This window comes from Brumimicrobium oceani (genome assembly GCF_003143775.1).
In the GTDB taxonomy this organism is placed as follows: Bacteria; Bacteroidota; Bacteroidia; order Flavobacteriales_D; family Crocinitomicaceae; genus Brumimicrobium; species Brumimicrobium oceani.
On record NZ_QFRJ01000011.1, the window covers coordinates 1 to 15,809 of the forward strand.

At 36.7% G+C, this 15,809-nt stretch carries 15 protein-coding genes; 11 read left to right on the top strand and 4 right to left on the bottom strand.

Features of this window, described 5'->3' with window-relative positions; all coding sequences use genetic code 11:
- Nucleotides 1-364: 364 nt before the first annotated feature.
- The 8 genes from DIT68_RS12430 to DIT68_RS12465 all read left to right on the top strand — a co-directional run bounded on the left by DIT68_RS12430 (nt 365) and on the right by DIT68_RS12465 (nt 9,526).
- Nucleotides 365-802 (top strand): DUF2846 domain-containing protein, encoded by a 438-nt coding sequence (locus DIT68_RS12430; protein WP_158276185.1) that lies wholly within the window; start codon nt 365-367, stop codon nt 800-802.
- A 318-nt stretch (nt 803-1,120) separates the two neighbouring features.
- Nucleotides 1,121-1,687, top strand: a complete 567-nt coding sequence (locus DIT68_RS12435; protein WP_109360140.1) for a type 1 glutamine amidotransferase domain-containing protein — start codon at nt 1,121-1,123, stop codon at nt 1,685-1,687.
- A gap of 49 nt (nt 1,688-1,736) precedes the next feature.
- On the top strand, nt 1,737-2,372 hold the full coding sequence (locus tag DIT68_RS12440) for an SDR family oxidoreductase (protein ID WP_109360141.1): 636 nt from the start codon (nt 1,737-1,739) through the stop codon (nt 2,370-2,372).
- 729 nt (nt 2,373-3,101) lie between these two features.
- Nucleotides 3,102-3,704 carry a cytochrome c nitrite reductase small subunit gene (gene nrfH, locus DIT68_RS12445; RefSeq protein ID WP_109360142.1) on the top strand — a complete coding sequence of 201 codons (603 nt, stop codon included), beginning with the start codon at nt 3,102-3,104 and terminating at the stop codon, nt 3,702-3,704.
- A 10-nt stretch (nt 3,705-3,714) separates the two neighbouring features.
- Nucleotides 3,715-5,208 carry an ammonia-forming cytochrome c nitrite reductase gene (gene nrfA, locus DIT68_RS12450; RefSeq protein WP_109360143.1) on the top strand — a complete coding sequence of 498 codons (1,494 nt, stop codon included), beginning with the start codon at nt 3,715-3,717 and terminating at the stop codon, nt 5,206-5,208.
- 143 nt (nt 5,209-5,351) lie between these two features.
- On the top strand, nt 5,352-8,507 hold the full coding sequence (gene ccsA / locus DIT68_RS12455; protein ID WP_233244192.1) for a cytochrome c biogenesis protein: 3,156 nt from the start codon (nt 5,352-5,354) through the stop codon (nt 8,505-8,507).
- A gap of 148 nt (nt 8,508-8,655) precedes the next feature.
- Nucleotides 8,656-8,982, top strand: coding sequence for an SdpI family protein (locus DIT68_RS12460; protein WP_233244193.1), 327 nt, complete (start codon nt 8,656-8,658; stop codon nt 8,980-8,982).
- 106 nt (nt 8,983-9,088) lie between these two features.
- Nucleotides 9,089-9,526: a nucleoside deaminase gene (locus DIT68_RS12465; protein WP_109360145.1), complete on the top strand. Its 438-nt coding sequence runs from the start codon at nt 9,089-9,091 to the stop codon at nt 9,524-9,526.
- Nucleotides 9,527-9,535: 9 nt separating this feature from the next.
- Here the strand turns inward: DIT68_RS12465 and DIT68_RS12470 are convergent, their stop codons facing one another.
- On the bottom strand, nt 9,536-11,332 hold the full coding sequence (locus DIT68_RS12470; RefSeq protein WP_199223421.1) for a Na/Pi cotransporter family protein: 1,797 nt from the start codon (nt 11,330-11,332) through the stop codon (nt 9,536-9,538).
- Nucleotides 11,333-11,391: 59 nt separating this feature from the next.
- Nucleotides 11,392-12,402 carry an NAD-dependent epimerase/dehydratase family protein gene (locus tag DIT68_RS12475; RefSeq protein WP_109360146.1) on the bottom strand — a complete coding sequence of 337 codons (1,011 nt, stop codon included), beginning with the start codon at nt 12,400-12,402 and terminating at the stop codon, nt 11,392-11,394.
- 52 nt (nt 12,403-12,454) lie between these two features.
- On the opposite strand from DIT68_RS12475, the gene DIT68_RS12480 reads away from it, so the two are divergent.
- Nucleotides 12,455-12,916, top strand: a complete 462-nt coding sequence (locus tag DIT68_RS12480) for a hypothetical protein (RefSeq protein ID WP_146194210.1) — start codon at nt 12,455-12,457, stop codon at nt 12,914-12,916.
- Between the two features lie 172 nt (nt 12,917-13,088).
- Here the strand turns inward: DIT68_RS12480 and DIT68_RS12485 are convergent, their stop codons facing one another.
- Both DIT68_RS12485 and trmB read right to left on the bottom strand, forming a co-directional pair.
- Nucleotides 13,089-13,451, bottom strand: coding sequence for an MGMT family protein (locus tag DIT68_RS12485; RefSeq protein ID WP_109360148.1), 363 nt, complete (start codon nt 13,449-13,451; stop codon nt 13,089-13,091).
- 9 nt (nt 13,452-13,460) lie between these two features.
- Nucleotides 13,461-14,138: a tRNA (guanosine(46)-N7)-methyltransferase TrmB gene (gene trmB, locus DIT68_RS12490; protein WP_109360149.1), complete on the bottom strand. Its 678-nt coding sequence runs from the start codon at nt 14,136-14,138 to the stop codon at nt 13,461-13,463.
- A gap of 89 nt (nt 14,139-14,227) precedes the next feature.
- Between trmB and DIT68_RS12495 the strand changes: the two genes are divergently transcribed.
- Together DIT68_RS12495 and DIT68_RS12500 are read left to right on the top strand one after the other, a co-directional pair.
- Entirely contained in the window at nt 14,228-15,184 is a 957-nt protein-coding gene (locus DIT68_RS12495) for a glycosyltransferase (protein WP_146194211.1), read from the top strand.
- Nucleotides 15,185-15,335: 151 nt separating this feature from the next.
- Nucleotides 15,336-15,770: a nitrite reductase (NAD(P)H) small subunit gene (locus DIT68_RS12500; RefSeq protein WP_109360151.1), complete on the top strand. Its 435-nt coding sequence runs from the start codon at nt 15,336-15,338 to the stop codon at nt 15,768-15,770.
- The last annotated feature ends 39 nt before the right edge of the window (nt 15,771-15,809 follow it).

A 15,809-nucleotide genomic window follows, 5' to 3' on the forward strand; every position in this document is an offset into this window, starting at 1 on the left:
TGACATAAGTTTTAGCCTCGCTTTGTTGAGTTTAGCACCATTATTTTCAACTTGCTCTTTTAAAAGACTAGATAATTGATTAGTTTTACTCTCAGGACTGGTATTCTTTTTCATAGATAAATGAGTGAAGTTATTCATCTAAGATACTGAATATCAGTCTTTTAAACAAGTATTTCCATGCTTATTTTACTGATTTTTAATTAGTTATATTTTTGTCATGTAGTGTACGAAAATTCATTAAATTTATGGGGAAATTTGATTGATGATTTTCAAAAACAATTGGCCTTACATCCATCATTAAACCTAAAAACAAACACTTGAAACAACAATTTATTGTGACTGCTTTTAACTAAACATAAGAAACGTGAAAAAACTAATCTTCTTTACAAGCTTACTATTATTACTTACCAGTTGTGCTTCTACAAAGCAATATGTAAAATTCGCTGGAGCTCAGTCGAACTCGGAAACGAAGGCTCAAATATATGTTCTTAGGCCTTCAAGCTTCGGTTCTGCAATTAAAATGAATATTTATCAAGATGATAAAATAATTGGGAAATTAGGTCCAAATAGCTATTTATCTTGGGATGTTGACGCATCCATAGGAGAATTTAGAATAATCAGTGTAGCCGAAAACAGTGATATTTTAACAATAAAACCGGTAGCAGGCAAAACCTATTACATTAAACAAAAAGTTAAATTGGGCGTAGTAATTGCGCGCACAGAATTGGAGTTGATTGGTAAAATTGAAGCCGAAGAGATGCTACGAAGATTAAAAAAACCAAAGAGTAATTACGCAGAATAGTTTAATCGGCCCACTTTGATGAAAACGTGACTCCATTTTTTTTGAAAAAGTGAAAGGTGTTTTTTTTACTATCCCTGATGGAGCTTGTTCAAACCTAGTTATTTCTCTCCATCTTATTACAAGAACGGCCAACAGCGCAACATTGCTACTTACAAATTCGAGGAACTTCCCTCAACAACTGCTGAGAAAACCCAGACGAATCCATCTTACTCTCTAACATTCTTTCACATCTCTTGATTTATTTTTAGAAAATGAACTTCTCGTTATTCCTACTTTGGGCTCAAACGAAAATTACAAACTCTAAAAAGAAAAATTACAATGGAAAATTTAAAGAACAAAACAGTAGCAATTTTAGTAACTGATGGATTTGAACAATCAGAATTCACAGAGCCAAAGAAAGCAGTAGAAAAAGCGGGAGCAACAGCACATGTTGTGAGTTTGGAGAAAGGGAAAATTAAATCTTGGACGGATGGAAACTGGGGACAAGAATACGATGTGGATAAAACAGTAAACGAGGTTTCTGTTTCAGATTATAACGGATTAATATTGCCAGGAGGTGTAATTAACCCCGACTTATTAAGAAACAATTCAAAGGCAGTTGACTTTGTGAGAGGTTTTGCAGAACACAAAAAGCCCATTTCAGCGATTTGCCACGGACCATGGTTACTTGCAGAAGCGGGAATTTTAGAAGGGCGAAAAATCACTTCCTATTCAAGTATCAAAACAGACATGATTAATGCCGGTGCAAATTGGGTAGACGAAGAAGTTGTAGTAGACGAAGGTTTAACCACATCCAGAAATCCAAATGATTTACCAGCCTTTTGTGCTAAAATAGTAGAAGAAATTGCAGAGGGAAAACATGAAGAAATGGCGGAATCTGTTTAATGTTCATTTAAACAAATCATTTATTCACACACATTAAAAACAACAAACAATGTCAGACAAAAAACAAAGCGTATTAGTAGCAGGAGCAAATGGAACAACAGGAAGAATAGTTGTAGAACTTTTAAAAAACTCAGATAAGTACGAGCCAGTTGCATTGGTGAGAAGACCAGACCAACAAAAAAGTTTTGAGCAATATAATGTTTCCACAATTTTAGGAGATTTAGAAAGCGATTTATCCAACACCATTAAAAATGTTGATAAAGCAATATTTGCAGCAGGATCGGGAGGAAAAAACGTGAAAGCAGTAGACCAAGAAGGAGCAAAACATTTCACAGACGTCGTGAAGAACGCAGGAGCCAAGAAATTTGTAATGTTGAGCTCAATGGGAGCAGACAACCCTTCTGTAATGCCCGAATTGGAAGACTATTTAAAGGCGAAGCACAATGCCGACGAACACTTAAGATCCAGCGGATTAAACTACAGCATTGTAAGACCCGGAGCATTAACCGACAAAAATGGAACGGATAAAATTGAACTTCAAGAAAAACTGGGAAAACATGGCGAAATTTCAAGATCAGATGTTGCTAAAACTCTGGTAGACTCTTTGGAAGACGATGTAAGACACAACCAAACATTTGAAATTATTTCTGGTGAAACTCCAATTATAGAAGCCTTGAGAAAGTAGATTTCAGATAAAATAAATTTTAATGCTTATCGGGAACTTTACCAGCAGTTTAATAAATTACAATAGAAAACGGTTTTCTCTTAAATTTGACAAAATCCTTCCATTGTTGAAAATCATAATTTTCAACAATGGTCAGGATGACAGTTTTGGGGATTGGTGGGGCAAAGTAGAGGAAAAAACAAAAGCGCTCTCGCGCTTTTGTTTTTTCCTCTACTTTGAGATATGCCCCTAGCCTAATGTCATCCTGAAGAAAATTTCTTTTTCAATTTGTTGAAAATAGAAATTTGCGAAGGATCTTGTCGGTTCACCGCTTAATCACATCATTGATTAGATGTATTTACGGGTAAAGTATCGGATAGGCATTTAAATTTTAACATTAAAAATGTCAGTAATTAATTTTACTGGCATTTTTTGTTTGACACCAAACTGAGCTAATTAAAGTACAACTTTTGATCTGTGAAGAAAATGTTTTACTGATTTTTGAAGCAGAATTCAATGACGCAATATCCATTTAAAATCTAGGTTCTTTAATTTATAACGATTAAAGATAAGAGCAAAAAACCACAACAACACAGCCAAAACACTTTATTACCAATCATTTACAAAAAATACAATCTTCAAAAAACTCTTTAATCCTTTTTTCTAAAGTTCGCCTGAAAGTGACAAAGGTCACTTTCACTATTTTAAACTAAACAATTATGTATATTTGATAAACACAAGACGAGAACAGTGAAAATCTTTGATAAAATATTACCGAAAAAGGGATCTGGATGGCGATCATTTGCAGTGTTTGCAATAGCATGTGTCCTCGGACTTGGTTTCTTTTTGATGAGAGAAGCAGAAGTAGTTTCCTATTTATCAGACAATCCTCAAGCCTGTGTAAACTGTCACAACATGACACCAATGTACAACAGTTGGAATCACAGTTCACACCGTGAATGGGCTTCATGTAATGACTGTCACGTTCCTCAAGACAATATTTTCAACTCCTATTATTTTAAAGCAAAAGATGGTTTGTACCACGCTTCTGTGTTCACCGCGAGAGCAGAACCTGATGTTATTTTTATGCAACCCGCTTCGATAGAGGTAGTGCAAAACAACTGTATTCGTTGTCACGTTCAGCAAGTAACACAAACAAAATATGATGGTTTTATAGAAGATCACCAAACGAACAGAACAGACAGACAATGCTGGGACTGTCATAAAGAAGTTCCTCACGGTACAATACATGGTATGTCATCAATCAGACACAACATTGCACCAAAACCAACAGATCAAGAGGAAATGGTGATACCCAAATGGTTGAAAAAAGAAATGGAAACAAATAATTAAAACAACAGAAATGAAAAATAAAATTCTTTTCGTCGTAACAATAATTGTGGTCTTTGGACTGGGATTATTAGCATCCAGCGTAATCAACAGAAAGAGCGAGGCCAAGTACATGTACGTTCCTCAGGTTGATATCGCTGAAAATGAGCCAAGAAATGCAGAATGGGGAAAAAACTTCCCTAAAGAATATCAATCTTCACTACAAACTTTAGACACAAGTTTTACTAGTTTTCAAGGTGGTTCTTCCACAATTGACATGCTAGAGGAGGATCCTAACTTTGTGGTTTTATGGGCCGGTTATGGTTTCTCAAAAAGTTACAATCAAGGTAGAGGTCACGCATATGCGATTGAAGATGTTCACAATTCTTTAAGAACTGGTGCTCCTGAAACTAAAGAGGACGGACCAATGCCAGCAACATGTTGGACATGTAAAGGACCTGATGTTCCGCGTTTAATGGATGAAAAAGGAGTTGGTGAATTCTATGCTGGAACTTGGGCAGAAAATGTTTCTGAAGTCGTAAACCCAATTGGTTGTGCAGATTGTCACGATCCAAACAACATGAAACTACGTATCACAAGACCAGCGCTGGTTGAGGCTTTCGATGCTATGGGGAAGGATATTAATCAATCCACCCATCAAGAAATGCGATCTTTAGTTTGTGCGCAGTGTCACGTTGAATATTATTTCGACAAAACAAAAGCCGGACATGAAGGCACACCCTATCTGACTTTCCCATGGAAAAACGGAACTTCGGTTGAAGACATGGAGAAGTATTATGATGACATCGGTTTTTCGGATTGGACACATCAAATTAGTCGAGCGCCAATGCTAAAAGCACAGCACCCAGGGTATGAAACATTCATGACAGGTGTCCACGCAGACAGAGGGGTTTCTTGTGCAGATTGCCACATGCCTTATAAAAGTGAAGGTGGACAGAAATTTACAGACCACCATTTACAATCTCCTTTAAACAATGTTGCCAATTCATGTCAAGTTTGTCACCGTGAAGATGAGCGTAAACTTATTGAAAACGTATACAGCAGACAAAGAAAAGCGCAAGAAAACAGATTAAAACTGGAAGGTCTTTTGGTGAAAGCACACATTGAAGCAGGAAAAGCATGGGAGCTTGGAGCTACTGAGGAGCAAATGAAAGATATTCTCATGGATATTCGACATGCACAGTGGCGTTGGGATTTCACTGCAGCCTCTCACGGAGCTTCTTTCCACGCACCTGTAGAAATTGGTAGAATAATGGGAAGTGGAATGGCTATTGCTTCAGAAGCTAGAGTAAAACTTGCAAGAGTTTTGGCTTCCTTAGGTCACAACGAACCAGTAACAATGCCGGATATTTCTACAAAAGAAAAAGCGCAGGAATATATCGGTTTAGACATGAAGAAGTTAAAAAGCGACAAGGAAAGATTTAAAACAAATCAACTTCCAAAATGGTTAGAAGAAGCAAGACAACGCGAAGCCAAAATGGAAACTAAGAAGGTAAGTCAAAAGTAAAATATAAATAGTGAGGAATTCGATTTTTGTCTAAGGATAAAAATCGAATTCCTATTTATAGCTTTTTCACTATCTCCAATATCCCCCAGAAACCAGCAAAGTGCACCCTACTATTCTACAAGCTTTTCTTTAAAAAATTACAGATGAAGATTTTATACCGTATTTTCTCCTCACCTATTCTTGCCCTAGTTTTATTGCTCACTTTTGCTGTAGCAATGGCAGTGGCCACATTTGTGGAAAATGATTTTGGAACGGACGCTGCATGGATACAGATTTATGACGCCAAGTGGTTTGAATTAGTAATGCTTGGTTTAGCACTTTCCTTTTTTGCCAACACCTTCAAATATAAATTGTGGCGCAAAGAGAAATGGGCCATTTTACTCTTCCACCTTTCCTTTATTATCATACTAATTGGTGCTGGAATCACCCGCTATTCCTCGGAAGCTGGAATCATGAGGATACGCGAAGGAGCAAAATCCAATATGATTATTTCAGACCAAAATTACTTGCAAGCACACATTTCCAATGCTAGCAAAACACGTCATTTAGAAAAGAAAATAGAGTTTTCACCCTTGGCCAATAACGATTTTTCTATTTCCTCGGACCTTGAGGGAGTAGACATAGAAATCAGTCATCAACAATTCGTTGCAGATGCTATTCCAGAAATAGTTAACGATGAGGAGAATGGTGTTCCTATGCTTCAACTGGTCGTTACTTCAGGTAATGGAAGAGAAACAGTATTTTTGGAAAAAGGCGAAATTGAGGAAATTGGATTACATAAACACAAAGTAGGATTTGAAGCTGAAGGAGACGATGTCATTAACTTAATTGAAGAAAATGGAGCATTTAAAATGTTTACTCCTTTTCCTGTAGATTTCTTCATCATGGCCGATCAAAAAGCAGGTGTAATTAAACAAGACACTTTGCAACCGATTACTTTAAGAACCTTATACCGCTCAGGTGATTTTTCTTTTGTCCCCCTATCCTACCATGAGTCAGGAAAAATTGATCTAGTCAGTTCTGCTGAAAAACCTCAAGACAACGACCCCACAAAGGATGATGCAGTTGTCCTTAACGTTAAAATCAATGATCAAACAGAGGAAATCATGCTACTTTATCGCAAGGGTTTTCTTCCCACAACACATGAAATTAACTTTGGCGATATTAATGTAAGTCTATCCTATGGCGCAAAGCAGATTGAAATACCATTCTATGTTCAGCTCAACGAGTTTCAAATGGAAAGATATCCTGGCTCCGAAAGTCCTTCTTCTTATGCCAGTGAGGTTACCGTTTTAGATGGAGACCAAGAAATCCCTTCCCGCATATTCATGAATAACGTATTAGACTATGGCGGTTTTAGGTTTTACCAAGCCAGCTACGACACCGACGAAAAAGGAACTGTTTTAGCCGTTAACCGTGATGTATTGGGAACCACAGTAACTTATATTGGCTATTTCCTAATGATGGTGGGCATGTTTTTCACCTTGTTTGGGAAAGAATCACGTTTTACAGTAATCAATAAAAAACTCAAGCAGTTAAAGGCTAAAACCACAATAATTGCTCTACTACTAGTGACTACTTTTGGTTCTTCAATTCATGCGCAAATGAATCAAGATACTCTTCCAATCATGGATTTAGTGAGTCGTCAGAAAATAGAACCGCAACATGCCGAATTATTTGGTAGAATTTTAGTTCAAGATTTAGATGGAAGAATAAAACCCATCAATACTTTGGCCTCAGAATTTCTTAGAAAAATTCACGGTAAAACCACTTTCACCATAATTAAAGACGGAAAGAAAATTAGCTTAAACGCAAACCAGGCCTTTCTCGCAATGCACGTCTCTCCGGGAGCTTGGCAACAAATCCCTGTAATTAAGATAAATCCATTAAAAGGAGGAAACTTCTTTAAACCCCTTAAAATTACAGATGATGGATTTATTTCATTTGACCACTTAATTAATCCAGAAGGTGAATATGTTTTTACCAAAAAAGTAGAAGAAGCAAACGCTAAAAAGCCTGCAGAACGCAATGAATTTGACAAGGAGATTTTAAATGTCGATGAAAGATTCAACATATTATACAACATTTTTTCTGGGAACTACTTGCGTATTTTCCCCAATAGCTTAGATGAAAACGACACCTGGTTTAGTCACAATCACCATTTCAACGATTTTCCAGAAGAAGACGGCCAATTTGTAAAATCTATTTCTAAGGCTTACTTTAGTGATGTAGCGACAGGACAATGGAAAGAAGCAACAGATAAATTATCTTACATCAATACTTTCCAAAGCACCTTGGGAGCAGAAATTATTCCGAGCGATGAAAAAATAGAAGCCGAATTGTGGTACAATCAGATGAACCTGAATTTCTGGTTATTTATCGTCTTTTTCATCATTGGTTTCTTAATGCTGGCCCTCGCTTTGGTAAAGATTTTTTTACAAAACAAGCTAATTGAAGCCCTGTGGAACTTATTGGTAATTGCTTCCTTAATTAGTTTCTTAGTATTTACAGGAAATATACTTCTAAGATGGTATATTGCTGGACATCCACCTTGGAGTAACGGCTATGAAATGATGATTTTTGTAGCGTGGGTTTTAATGCTCTGCGGATTATTGACATTCAGAAAATCTGACTTTGCTTTGCCTTTGGCTACTTTATTTGCAGGCTCATTATTATTTGTGAGTTATTTAGATTGGTTAAATCCTGAAATCACGAATTTAATGCCTGTTCTAAAATCTTCTTTTTGGCTAAAAGTTCATGTGGCCACAATTGTGAGTAGTTACGCCCCTTTAGCTTTATCAGCTGTTTTAGGCTTTATGGTGTTAATTCTAATGATTATCAAAACCGAGAAAACAAAAAAAGCAATAGACATACGCATTCAAGAGTTGAGCTATATCAACGAAAGCGCAATGACTATCGGACTCTTTGTTTTGGCCGTAGGAACTTTCCTTGGCGGCGTTTGGGCCAATGAATCTTGGGGGCGTTATTGGGCATGGGATCCAAAAGAAACATGGGCATTAATTTCTATTATTGTTTATGCAATTGTTTTGCACCTGCGTTTTGTTCCAGCCTTAAACAATCGCTACACATTAAATATGACGAGCGTTTTCGCCTTCAGTTCTATCATCATGACTTCCTACGGAGTAAATTACTATCTATCAGGACTTCACAGTTATGCAGCCGGAGACCCCATTCCTGTTCCTAAATTCATCTATGTACTGGTCGTAGTTGTTATTTTGGTGAGTATCTTGGCTTACTTTAGAAACAAAAAGTTTAAGAAAAAGAAAGCGAATAATTAAACCTTTCAGCTGAATTTGCTTGGCTAAGCTCTGTTCAATTTAAACATCAAACAAGGCTGTCTGTGTAAGCTTTTTTGTTTAATTTAGTTTCTATTAATTGATTCATAAATGAACACTTTGAATAATGTTTTTTGACAATCCTTTATTCATGATTCCAACTTTAACTGGAGCGATATTCGTTTTAGTTGGAGTATTCATGTTAAAGTTTCCTCCAAAAAACATTAATAGCCTATATGGTTACAGAACAAGTAGCTCCATGAAAAGCGATGAAAGGTGGATTTTTGCACAAAAGTATTCCGCCAAAGAATTCATTAAACTTGGTTTAATTTTAATGGTGATTGGAAGCGTGGGTATATTCGTTTATCCTAATGAAAATTTGGCTACTGGAATCGGAATGGGACTAATGACAATTGGAATAATAACAATAATCGTAAGGGTAGAAAGAGCCATAAAGAGAAAGTTTGGACAAGATTAACAATCAACGAAGTGCTTTTCAACCCGATAATTACTAAAATTAAAAATAGGGACTACCTTTGTTGATGAAAGTTAACCGTGTCTGGCAGAAATTAAATAAATAAAAGATGGATGAATTTTTCTTAGCAGCCGTAAAAGAAGCAGAAATTGGAATTTCCGAAGGTGGAATTCCTATTGGTTCCGTATTGGTTCACAATGGTAAAATCCTAGGACGAGGTCACAACAAAAGAGTGCAAAAAGGCAGTGTAATTTTACATGGAGAAATGGACGCTCTAGAAAATGCCGGAAGATTGCCTGCTTCGGTATATAAAGAATGTGTTTTGTACACTACGTTATCCCCTTGTCCGATGTGTTCGGGAACAATTTTGCTTTATGGAATTCCTAAAGTTGTGATTGGTGAGCATAAAACATTTCTTGGAGCAGAAAAACATCTTCAAGAGAATGGTGTTGAAGTTGTCGTTCTAGATGATCAAAGATGCAAGGATTTAATGGATCAATTTATTGCAGAAAAGCCAGAGTTGTGGAATGAAGATATTGGGGTTTAAACACGACAACTACCCTTCTTCCGCCAATTTCAACAAGTGGTTTCTTTCAATGTAAAGCAATTCTGCTGATTCAATTAACTTGAGCACAATTTCATTTACATTCGAACTATCATTGGCTAAGGAAGAAGCCATAACACTGGATATTTTATGCTCTCTTATGAGGTATTCAAATCGACCACTTAGCAATAAGTCCCTTGTTGAAGCGGCTTCTCTTATTTCATCAATCATCATCATGGTAGAAACAGATTCGGGGTTCTTTCGAAGAATATAAATTTGTCTTAAAGTATGCGCAACAAATTTTCTAATCTTTTCATACTCTTCTTCAATGTACTCATTCTCTGAATTCATGTATAGCTTCACATTCTTATGTAAACCGCGAATATTTTTAATAATCAAAACTTGATTTCGGCTGGCATCTTTCACCCTTGCAAAAGCAGACAAAGTTTTCGGATTTAAGGCAAATTCACTTTCGGAAAGGGTGGCGTATTTGATAATTTTACCATAAATAATTTTCACTTTTGCGTAGTACATTTCCTCTACATCAATGTCATATTCTGAGTCTTCATCCGCTATAATATTCTCTATATTTTCCTCGCTTCTAATTGCTTTAGGGTCAATAAACAGACCTTTTGCAACAATAGTTAACGTTGTTTCTTCAAACAAATAACGACTTTCATCCAGAAGGGCTCGAATGGTAGTTTGAGGATATTTAAGTATACTTTTGTTTAGGAATTTAGCTTTTGCTATTTCCATATTGTCCTCGCTTTTATCTGGAATTAGGCGCTTTAAAAACTTAATTATATAATGCAAAATCGGCATCATTAAAATACAACCTATGAGGTTGAATAAAGTATGAAAAAAGGAAAGTTTAATGGCGTAGTTCTCTTTATCAACTCCAACATGTTTAGAAACGAAATCAACAAAATCTGCTAGTTGGAAAATTAAAAGTAAACTCACAAGTCCTGCTGTCACTTTAAAAATCACTTGCGCTCCTGCAAGTCTTTTTCCATTCGTATTGGCGTTCAATGCACCAAGAATCATGGTTGCAACATTACCGATATTTGCACCCACCACCAGTGCCAAAGCATTAAAATAATCGAGTTGAGCACTTTGAAGCATGGTTAATACAAGCACTATTACAGCACTACCCGACTGAAAAACAATGGTGAGTAATATTCCAATAAATGCAAAAACAAACACACCCAATAAACCGTCGTAGGTTATGCTAGACAAGTCGAATTTATCTTGATAGGTCTCAAACCCCGTCTGCATAAAGTCAATTCCTAAGAAGAAAAAACCTAATCCAGCCATTGCAAATCCAGCTCCTTTAACGGCAGCGCTTTTTTGTAAAACAAACAAGATTCCGAAAGCCAGAATGGGAAAAGCGAAAGATGAAATATCAAGCTTAAAACCCAAGGTAGAGACCAGCCAAGCTGTTGATGTAGTTCCTAAGTTAGCACCAAAAGCCACTGCTATTCCTGACTTGAGCGAAATTAAACCCGCACTCAAAAACGAAATTGCCACAACACTAATTAAGCCACTAGATTGCAAAATGGCAGTAGTGATCAATCCAAAACCGAAAGAACGGCTAACGCTTTGAGACATTTTCTTGAGTAACCTTTCCATCGGTCCTTGAACAAAGGCATTAAAGCCGTCCTCAAGCATAATCATACCGAACAACAATATTGCAATTCCAGCCGCTATTTCACTCACATGTGGATGCCTATAAAACACCCAAGCCAATGCAAGCAGCATCATTGGAAAAACAAATCGTTTTATTTTAATATTTGAAAAAGTCTTCAGCATATTTAAAGACAATAATATGAATTATAAATCTCATTTTCAAAAGCGCATGGCTTTAAGAATTATCTTAATCTTCCACGAACAGCATTCTTTACGGTATCCTCTATTGGATAAAAATCGTATCCGATTTCTTCTTTTATTTTGCGATTACTGTATTTTATGGTGTTAAAAGCGTTTCTAGCCGCCGATTTGGTGATTAATGGCTTCGAAAATGTAATGATTGCCCACAACACAGAAAGTCTCCAGGTTATTCCCATTAGCAAAGGATTCACTTTTTTATTGGGTGCTTTCTGCTTTAACTCTTTGGCTATTAAATCAAATAAATGTTTAAAAGTAGTGTTCACACCGATGCACAAATAACGTTCATTGAATATTTCACGATTCATTAACACCACCATTATTTTTGCAACGTCTCGGGCATCAACAAAAGAATTGGCTCCCGGAGAGTAATACTTCAATCCTTTCTTAATTGTTTTAAAAATTTTCATTGAACTTTCTTCCCAATCCCCTGGTCCAAAAATCACAGAAGGATTTACAATGACAGCGTTTAAACCTTCCTCAATTCCTCTCCACACTTCCTTCTCTGCACTGTATTTAGTAACTGAATAACCGCTTGTTTCATCCGTTAAAATCCACTTGCCGTTTTCGTCTACCTCAATCTCTGCGGGTATATCTTTATTTCCCACAGCAGCGGTTGAACTCACAAAGCAAAATTTATCAACGTCATATTCCAAGGCCAAATTCACCATATTAGCCGTTCCAAAGCGATTGATGCTCATCATTTGATTGAAATCGCGCTTGCTAAAGGAAACGATTGCTGCACAATGATAAATGATTTTGTGTCCTTGAATAACCTCTTCCAAGCGGGGAATATCCAGTACATCACACTCCACCCAATTTACTTTCTTAAAATACTCTTCAGCATTCTCCTTTAAATAGTATTCAAAGCACTTTTTAACGGTATTAATTTTAGACTTATTTCTATAAATAGCCGTGATTTCATCATGTTGCTGAGATAATTCTACCAACAAATGACTACCCAATAATCCAGTTCCGCCTGTTACAAATACCATAGGTCAAAAATAAGGATGTTTTTTATTTAAAGTAGGGTTGGGAGGAAAAAGAGTGACGCAAAGCGCTGCACTGAGCTTGCCGAATGTGATGCGCGGAGGAGCGGAGTTTCGCAAAGAGCGCCGGTGGCACTGGTTTTTACACAGAGATAAAGGAGGGGTTTCACAGAGATGCGCGGAGGGAAGAGGGAAAATGACGCTAAGATGCGCTGAGGAGCAAAGATGCGCGGAGAGAAGGAGAAAAAGAATTACGCAAAGCGCTGCACTAAGCTTGCCGAATGTGATGCGCGGAGGAGCGGAGTTTCACAAAGAGCGCCGGTGGCACTGGTTTTTACACGGAGATAAAGGAGGGGTTTCACAGAGATGCGCGGAGAGAAGAGGAAGAAAGAAGAAGAATTACGCAAAGATTCGCAAAGGGGCAAAGATGCGCGGAGAGAAGAAGAAGAAAGAAGAAGAATTACGCAGAAAAAGCAAGAAAATTTCCGTAGAAAAGGCATTAGGGATAGCATTCACATAATCCAAAAAGATCAGCGAAATCTGCGAAAAACAAAGGAGCGCCAGCGACCACCCAAAAAAAATCTGCGAAATCTGCGAAAATCCGCGGGAAACAAAGAAGCGCCAGCGACCACCCAAAAAGATCTGCGAAATCGGCGAAGATACTCGGGAAACAAACCACCCCCTAAGAACACTCAATCACTCCCCCCCAGTTCCTGCTGTGGATCCCAAAAAAGCTTCTCAAAATCTACAATCTTATCATCGACCACCTTAATGCCTTCTTTTTCCAAGCGTTCTTGCATAATTTCTGGTGGATTAAAATGAGCTTTTCCTGTGAGCACACCATTTCGATTGACTACACGGTGCGCTGGAATGTCTTTTTCACGATGAGAGGCATTCATAGCCCACCCCACCATTCTACTCGATTTTGCTGTTCCCAAAGCTTTGGCAATACTTCCGTAAGAAGTCACTCGACCTTCTGGAATTAATCTCGTGATTTCAAAAACCCGTTGAAAAAAATCCTTGGTTTGTTCACTTACGGTGTCAAAATTCTTCATTAGTAAAATTTAGTTTACCGTAAACTTACAATATTTTATTTGAGCACCTTTTTTTGTAAATAATTCCTCGTAATGGGTTTTAATTTTCAAAATATCCTGACTGTCTTGAGGCAGTTTGTCCATATCTCCATACAAATCCCACGTTGAAAAAAGACAATTGTAATTGTGTTCTGCGATTTGTTCTTCTGTAGATTCAAACAATAAATCACTATCAGTTTTCAAATGAATAATTCCACCAGGCTTTAAAATCTTTCTGTAACGATCAATAAAAGTTTTCGAAGTCAACCTTTTATTTGGTTTATTCGGCTGAGGATCAGAAAAAGTTAACCAAATTTCATCTACTTCATTTTCTTCAAAATAGTAATCTATGAAATCAATTTTCGTTCTTAGAAAATAAATATTCTCCAAGCCCTCGTCTTGCGCTTCTTTGGCTCCGATATAAATTCTATTTCCTTTTATGTCCACCGCCACAAAATTTTCATTAGGATATTTACGCGCCAGTCCAACGGCATACTCCCCCTTTCCGCAGCCTAATTCTAAAATTATTGGATTGTCATTTTTGAAGAATCGTGAGTTCCATTCTCCTTTATAATCAATTTCATTATTGAGCGTCATTTGAACCGACGGTTCTAAAACGTGGTCCATTTTCGAAATCTCGCTGAATTTAAAAAGTTTGTTTTTTGCCATTATTTACTAACTTGGTCGTGCAAAAATAGAAACTTCTAATTGACGTGCATCAAACAGTCATAAAATCTATAAAACATTCACGAATTTTGTTGAGTCCATTAAATTGGGGTTTGGGTCATGTAAGCAGAACTGTGCCCATAATTCAATGGCTTTTAGCAAATGAAAACGAAGTAATTATTTGTTGTGATGAAAGTCAGGAGCGATTCTACAGAAATTATTTTCCCGAAATTTGGTATGTTCCGCACGCAGGATATCCTTTTGAATTTAATGGAAAGGGGAATTGGACTTTGGATATACTTAAGAACTTTAGTTCCTTGCATTTATTTCTTCAAGAAGAAAATAGAATTATGAAGCAATTGGTGGAAAAATTCAATCCAGATTTAATCATTTCAGATCAGCGCTTTGGTTTCGTTTCTAAGCAAGTGAAAAGCATAATTATTTCCCATCAACTCAATCTACCAGTTCCCAAGTGGAATGTTTTCGCAAAAATGTGGAATCGAAAGCTACTTTCTGCATTCAATGAAATTTGGATTCCTGATAACATTAGTCAGGAATATAGCGGAAAGCTCAGTAATGGGAAGTTAAAAAACAAACATTTTATTGGAACTTGTTCTCGTTTTAAAAAAACAGCAATAGAAAATTCCACTTCAATAAAAGCAGAATTTGAATACTTGGGAATAATCAGTGGTCCGCTTCCGTACAGTAAACAATTGCTCGATTTATTCATCAAGAAAATGACCCAAAGCAATCAAAAAGCAGCGGTTATTGTTCCTGAAGAAATATTTGATACAAGTCTAAATTCAGCGATAATTACGGCTATCCCCTCTCCTAGTCACACAGAATTCATTAATTTATTGTTGAAAAGCAAAACCGTGATTAGTCGTGCCGGGTATTCGACTTTGATGGATTTAATAGCAACTAAAAACAAAGGAATTTTAATTCCAACCCCAGGACAATCGGAACAAATTTATTTATCGAAATTGCATAAAGAACATCCTCTTTGGACTTTTAAAACAGAAGAGGAATTCCTGCAAATGGATTTGTAATGATTCTGGATATTTGAACTTGTTTGTCATGCCAATGTTATAAAGTGATCTCTTCAGAAAACGACAAATAAAATAGTTATACAATGAAATACGAATGATGCAAGGTATTACGTTCTAAATATTATAAATTTGTTTACAATTATAAAATCACATGAAGTTACGTAGTTTATTCTTTTTGTTCCTCATAATTACAGTTTTTGGCTGTACAAAAAACAAGCAACATCCTGTTCCTTATTACTCATTTGATGTGAATGTCAATTTGAATTTACCCGCCTACACCGATTTACAGGGAGTTGGAGGTTGGGCTTATGTTTCTGGAATTGGATCGAAAGGAGTAATTGTTTACCGACAAAGCATGCAGTATTTTGTGGCATTTGACAGACATTCGCCCGCGGAAGGAAGTTTTGATTGTGAAACAGGATTGGTACCTGACGAAGATAACTTTCTTGTGCTGAATGATCCCTGCTCAAACGCACAGTTTTCTTTATATGATGGCTCTATTATTGGAGGAGATACAAAATGGGGATTGCGCGGATATGCTGTTGAATATGGCGGCGGACAGTATCTACGAATTTTTAATCCTTAAGTAAATTTGTGCTAATGTGATTTTTTTACTCCGTAATTC

Excerpts from the sequence above, each read along its gene's own strand:
- DIT68_RS12435 (WP_109360140.1), top strand. The coding sequence starts at position 1,121 with ATGGAAAATTTAAAGAACAAAACAGTAGCAATTTTAGTAACTGATGGA.
- DIT68_RS12440 (WP_109360141.1), top strand. The coding sequence starts at position 1,737 with ATGTCAGACAAAAAACAAAGCGTATTAGTAGCAGGAGCAAATGGAACA.
- nrfA (WP_109360143.1), top strand. The coding sequence starts at position 3,715 with ATGAAAAATAAAATTCTTTTCGTCGTAACAATAATTGTGGTCTTTGGA.
- ccsA (WP_233244192.1), top strand. The coding sequence starts at position 5,352 with ATGAAGATTTTATACCGTATTTTCTCCTCACCTATTCTTGCCCTAGTT.
- DIT68_RS12460 (WP_233244193.1), top strand. The coding sequence starts at position 8,656 with ATGATTCCAACTTTAACTGGAGCGATATTCGTTTTAGTTGGAGTATTC.
- DIT68_RS12465 (WP_109360145.1), top strand. The coding sequence starts at position 9,089 with ATGGATGAATTTTTCTTAGCAGCCGTAAAAGAAGCAGAAATTGGAATT.
- DIT68_RS12470 (WP_199223421.1), bottom strand. The coding sequence starts at position 11,332 with ATGCTGAAGACTTTTTCAAATATTAAAATAAAACGATTTGTTTTTCCA.
- DIT68_RS12475 (WP_109360146.1), bottom strand. The coding sequence starts at position 12,402 with ATGGTATTTGTAACAGGCGGAACTGGATTATTGGGTAGTCATTTGTTG.
- DIT68_RS12485 (WP_109360148.1), bottom strand. The coding sequence starts at position 13,451 with ATGAAGAATTTTGACACCGTAAGTGAACAAACCAAGGATTTTTTTCAA.
- trmB (WP_109360149.1), bottom strand. The coding sequence starts at position 14,138 with ATGGCAAAAAACAAACTTTTTAAATTCAGCGAGATTTCGAAAATGGAC.
- DIT68_RS12500 (WP_109360151.1), top strand. The coding sequence starts at position 15,336 with ATGAAGTTACGTAGTTTATTCTTTTTGTTCCTCATAATTACAGTTTTT.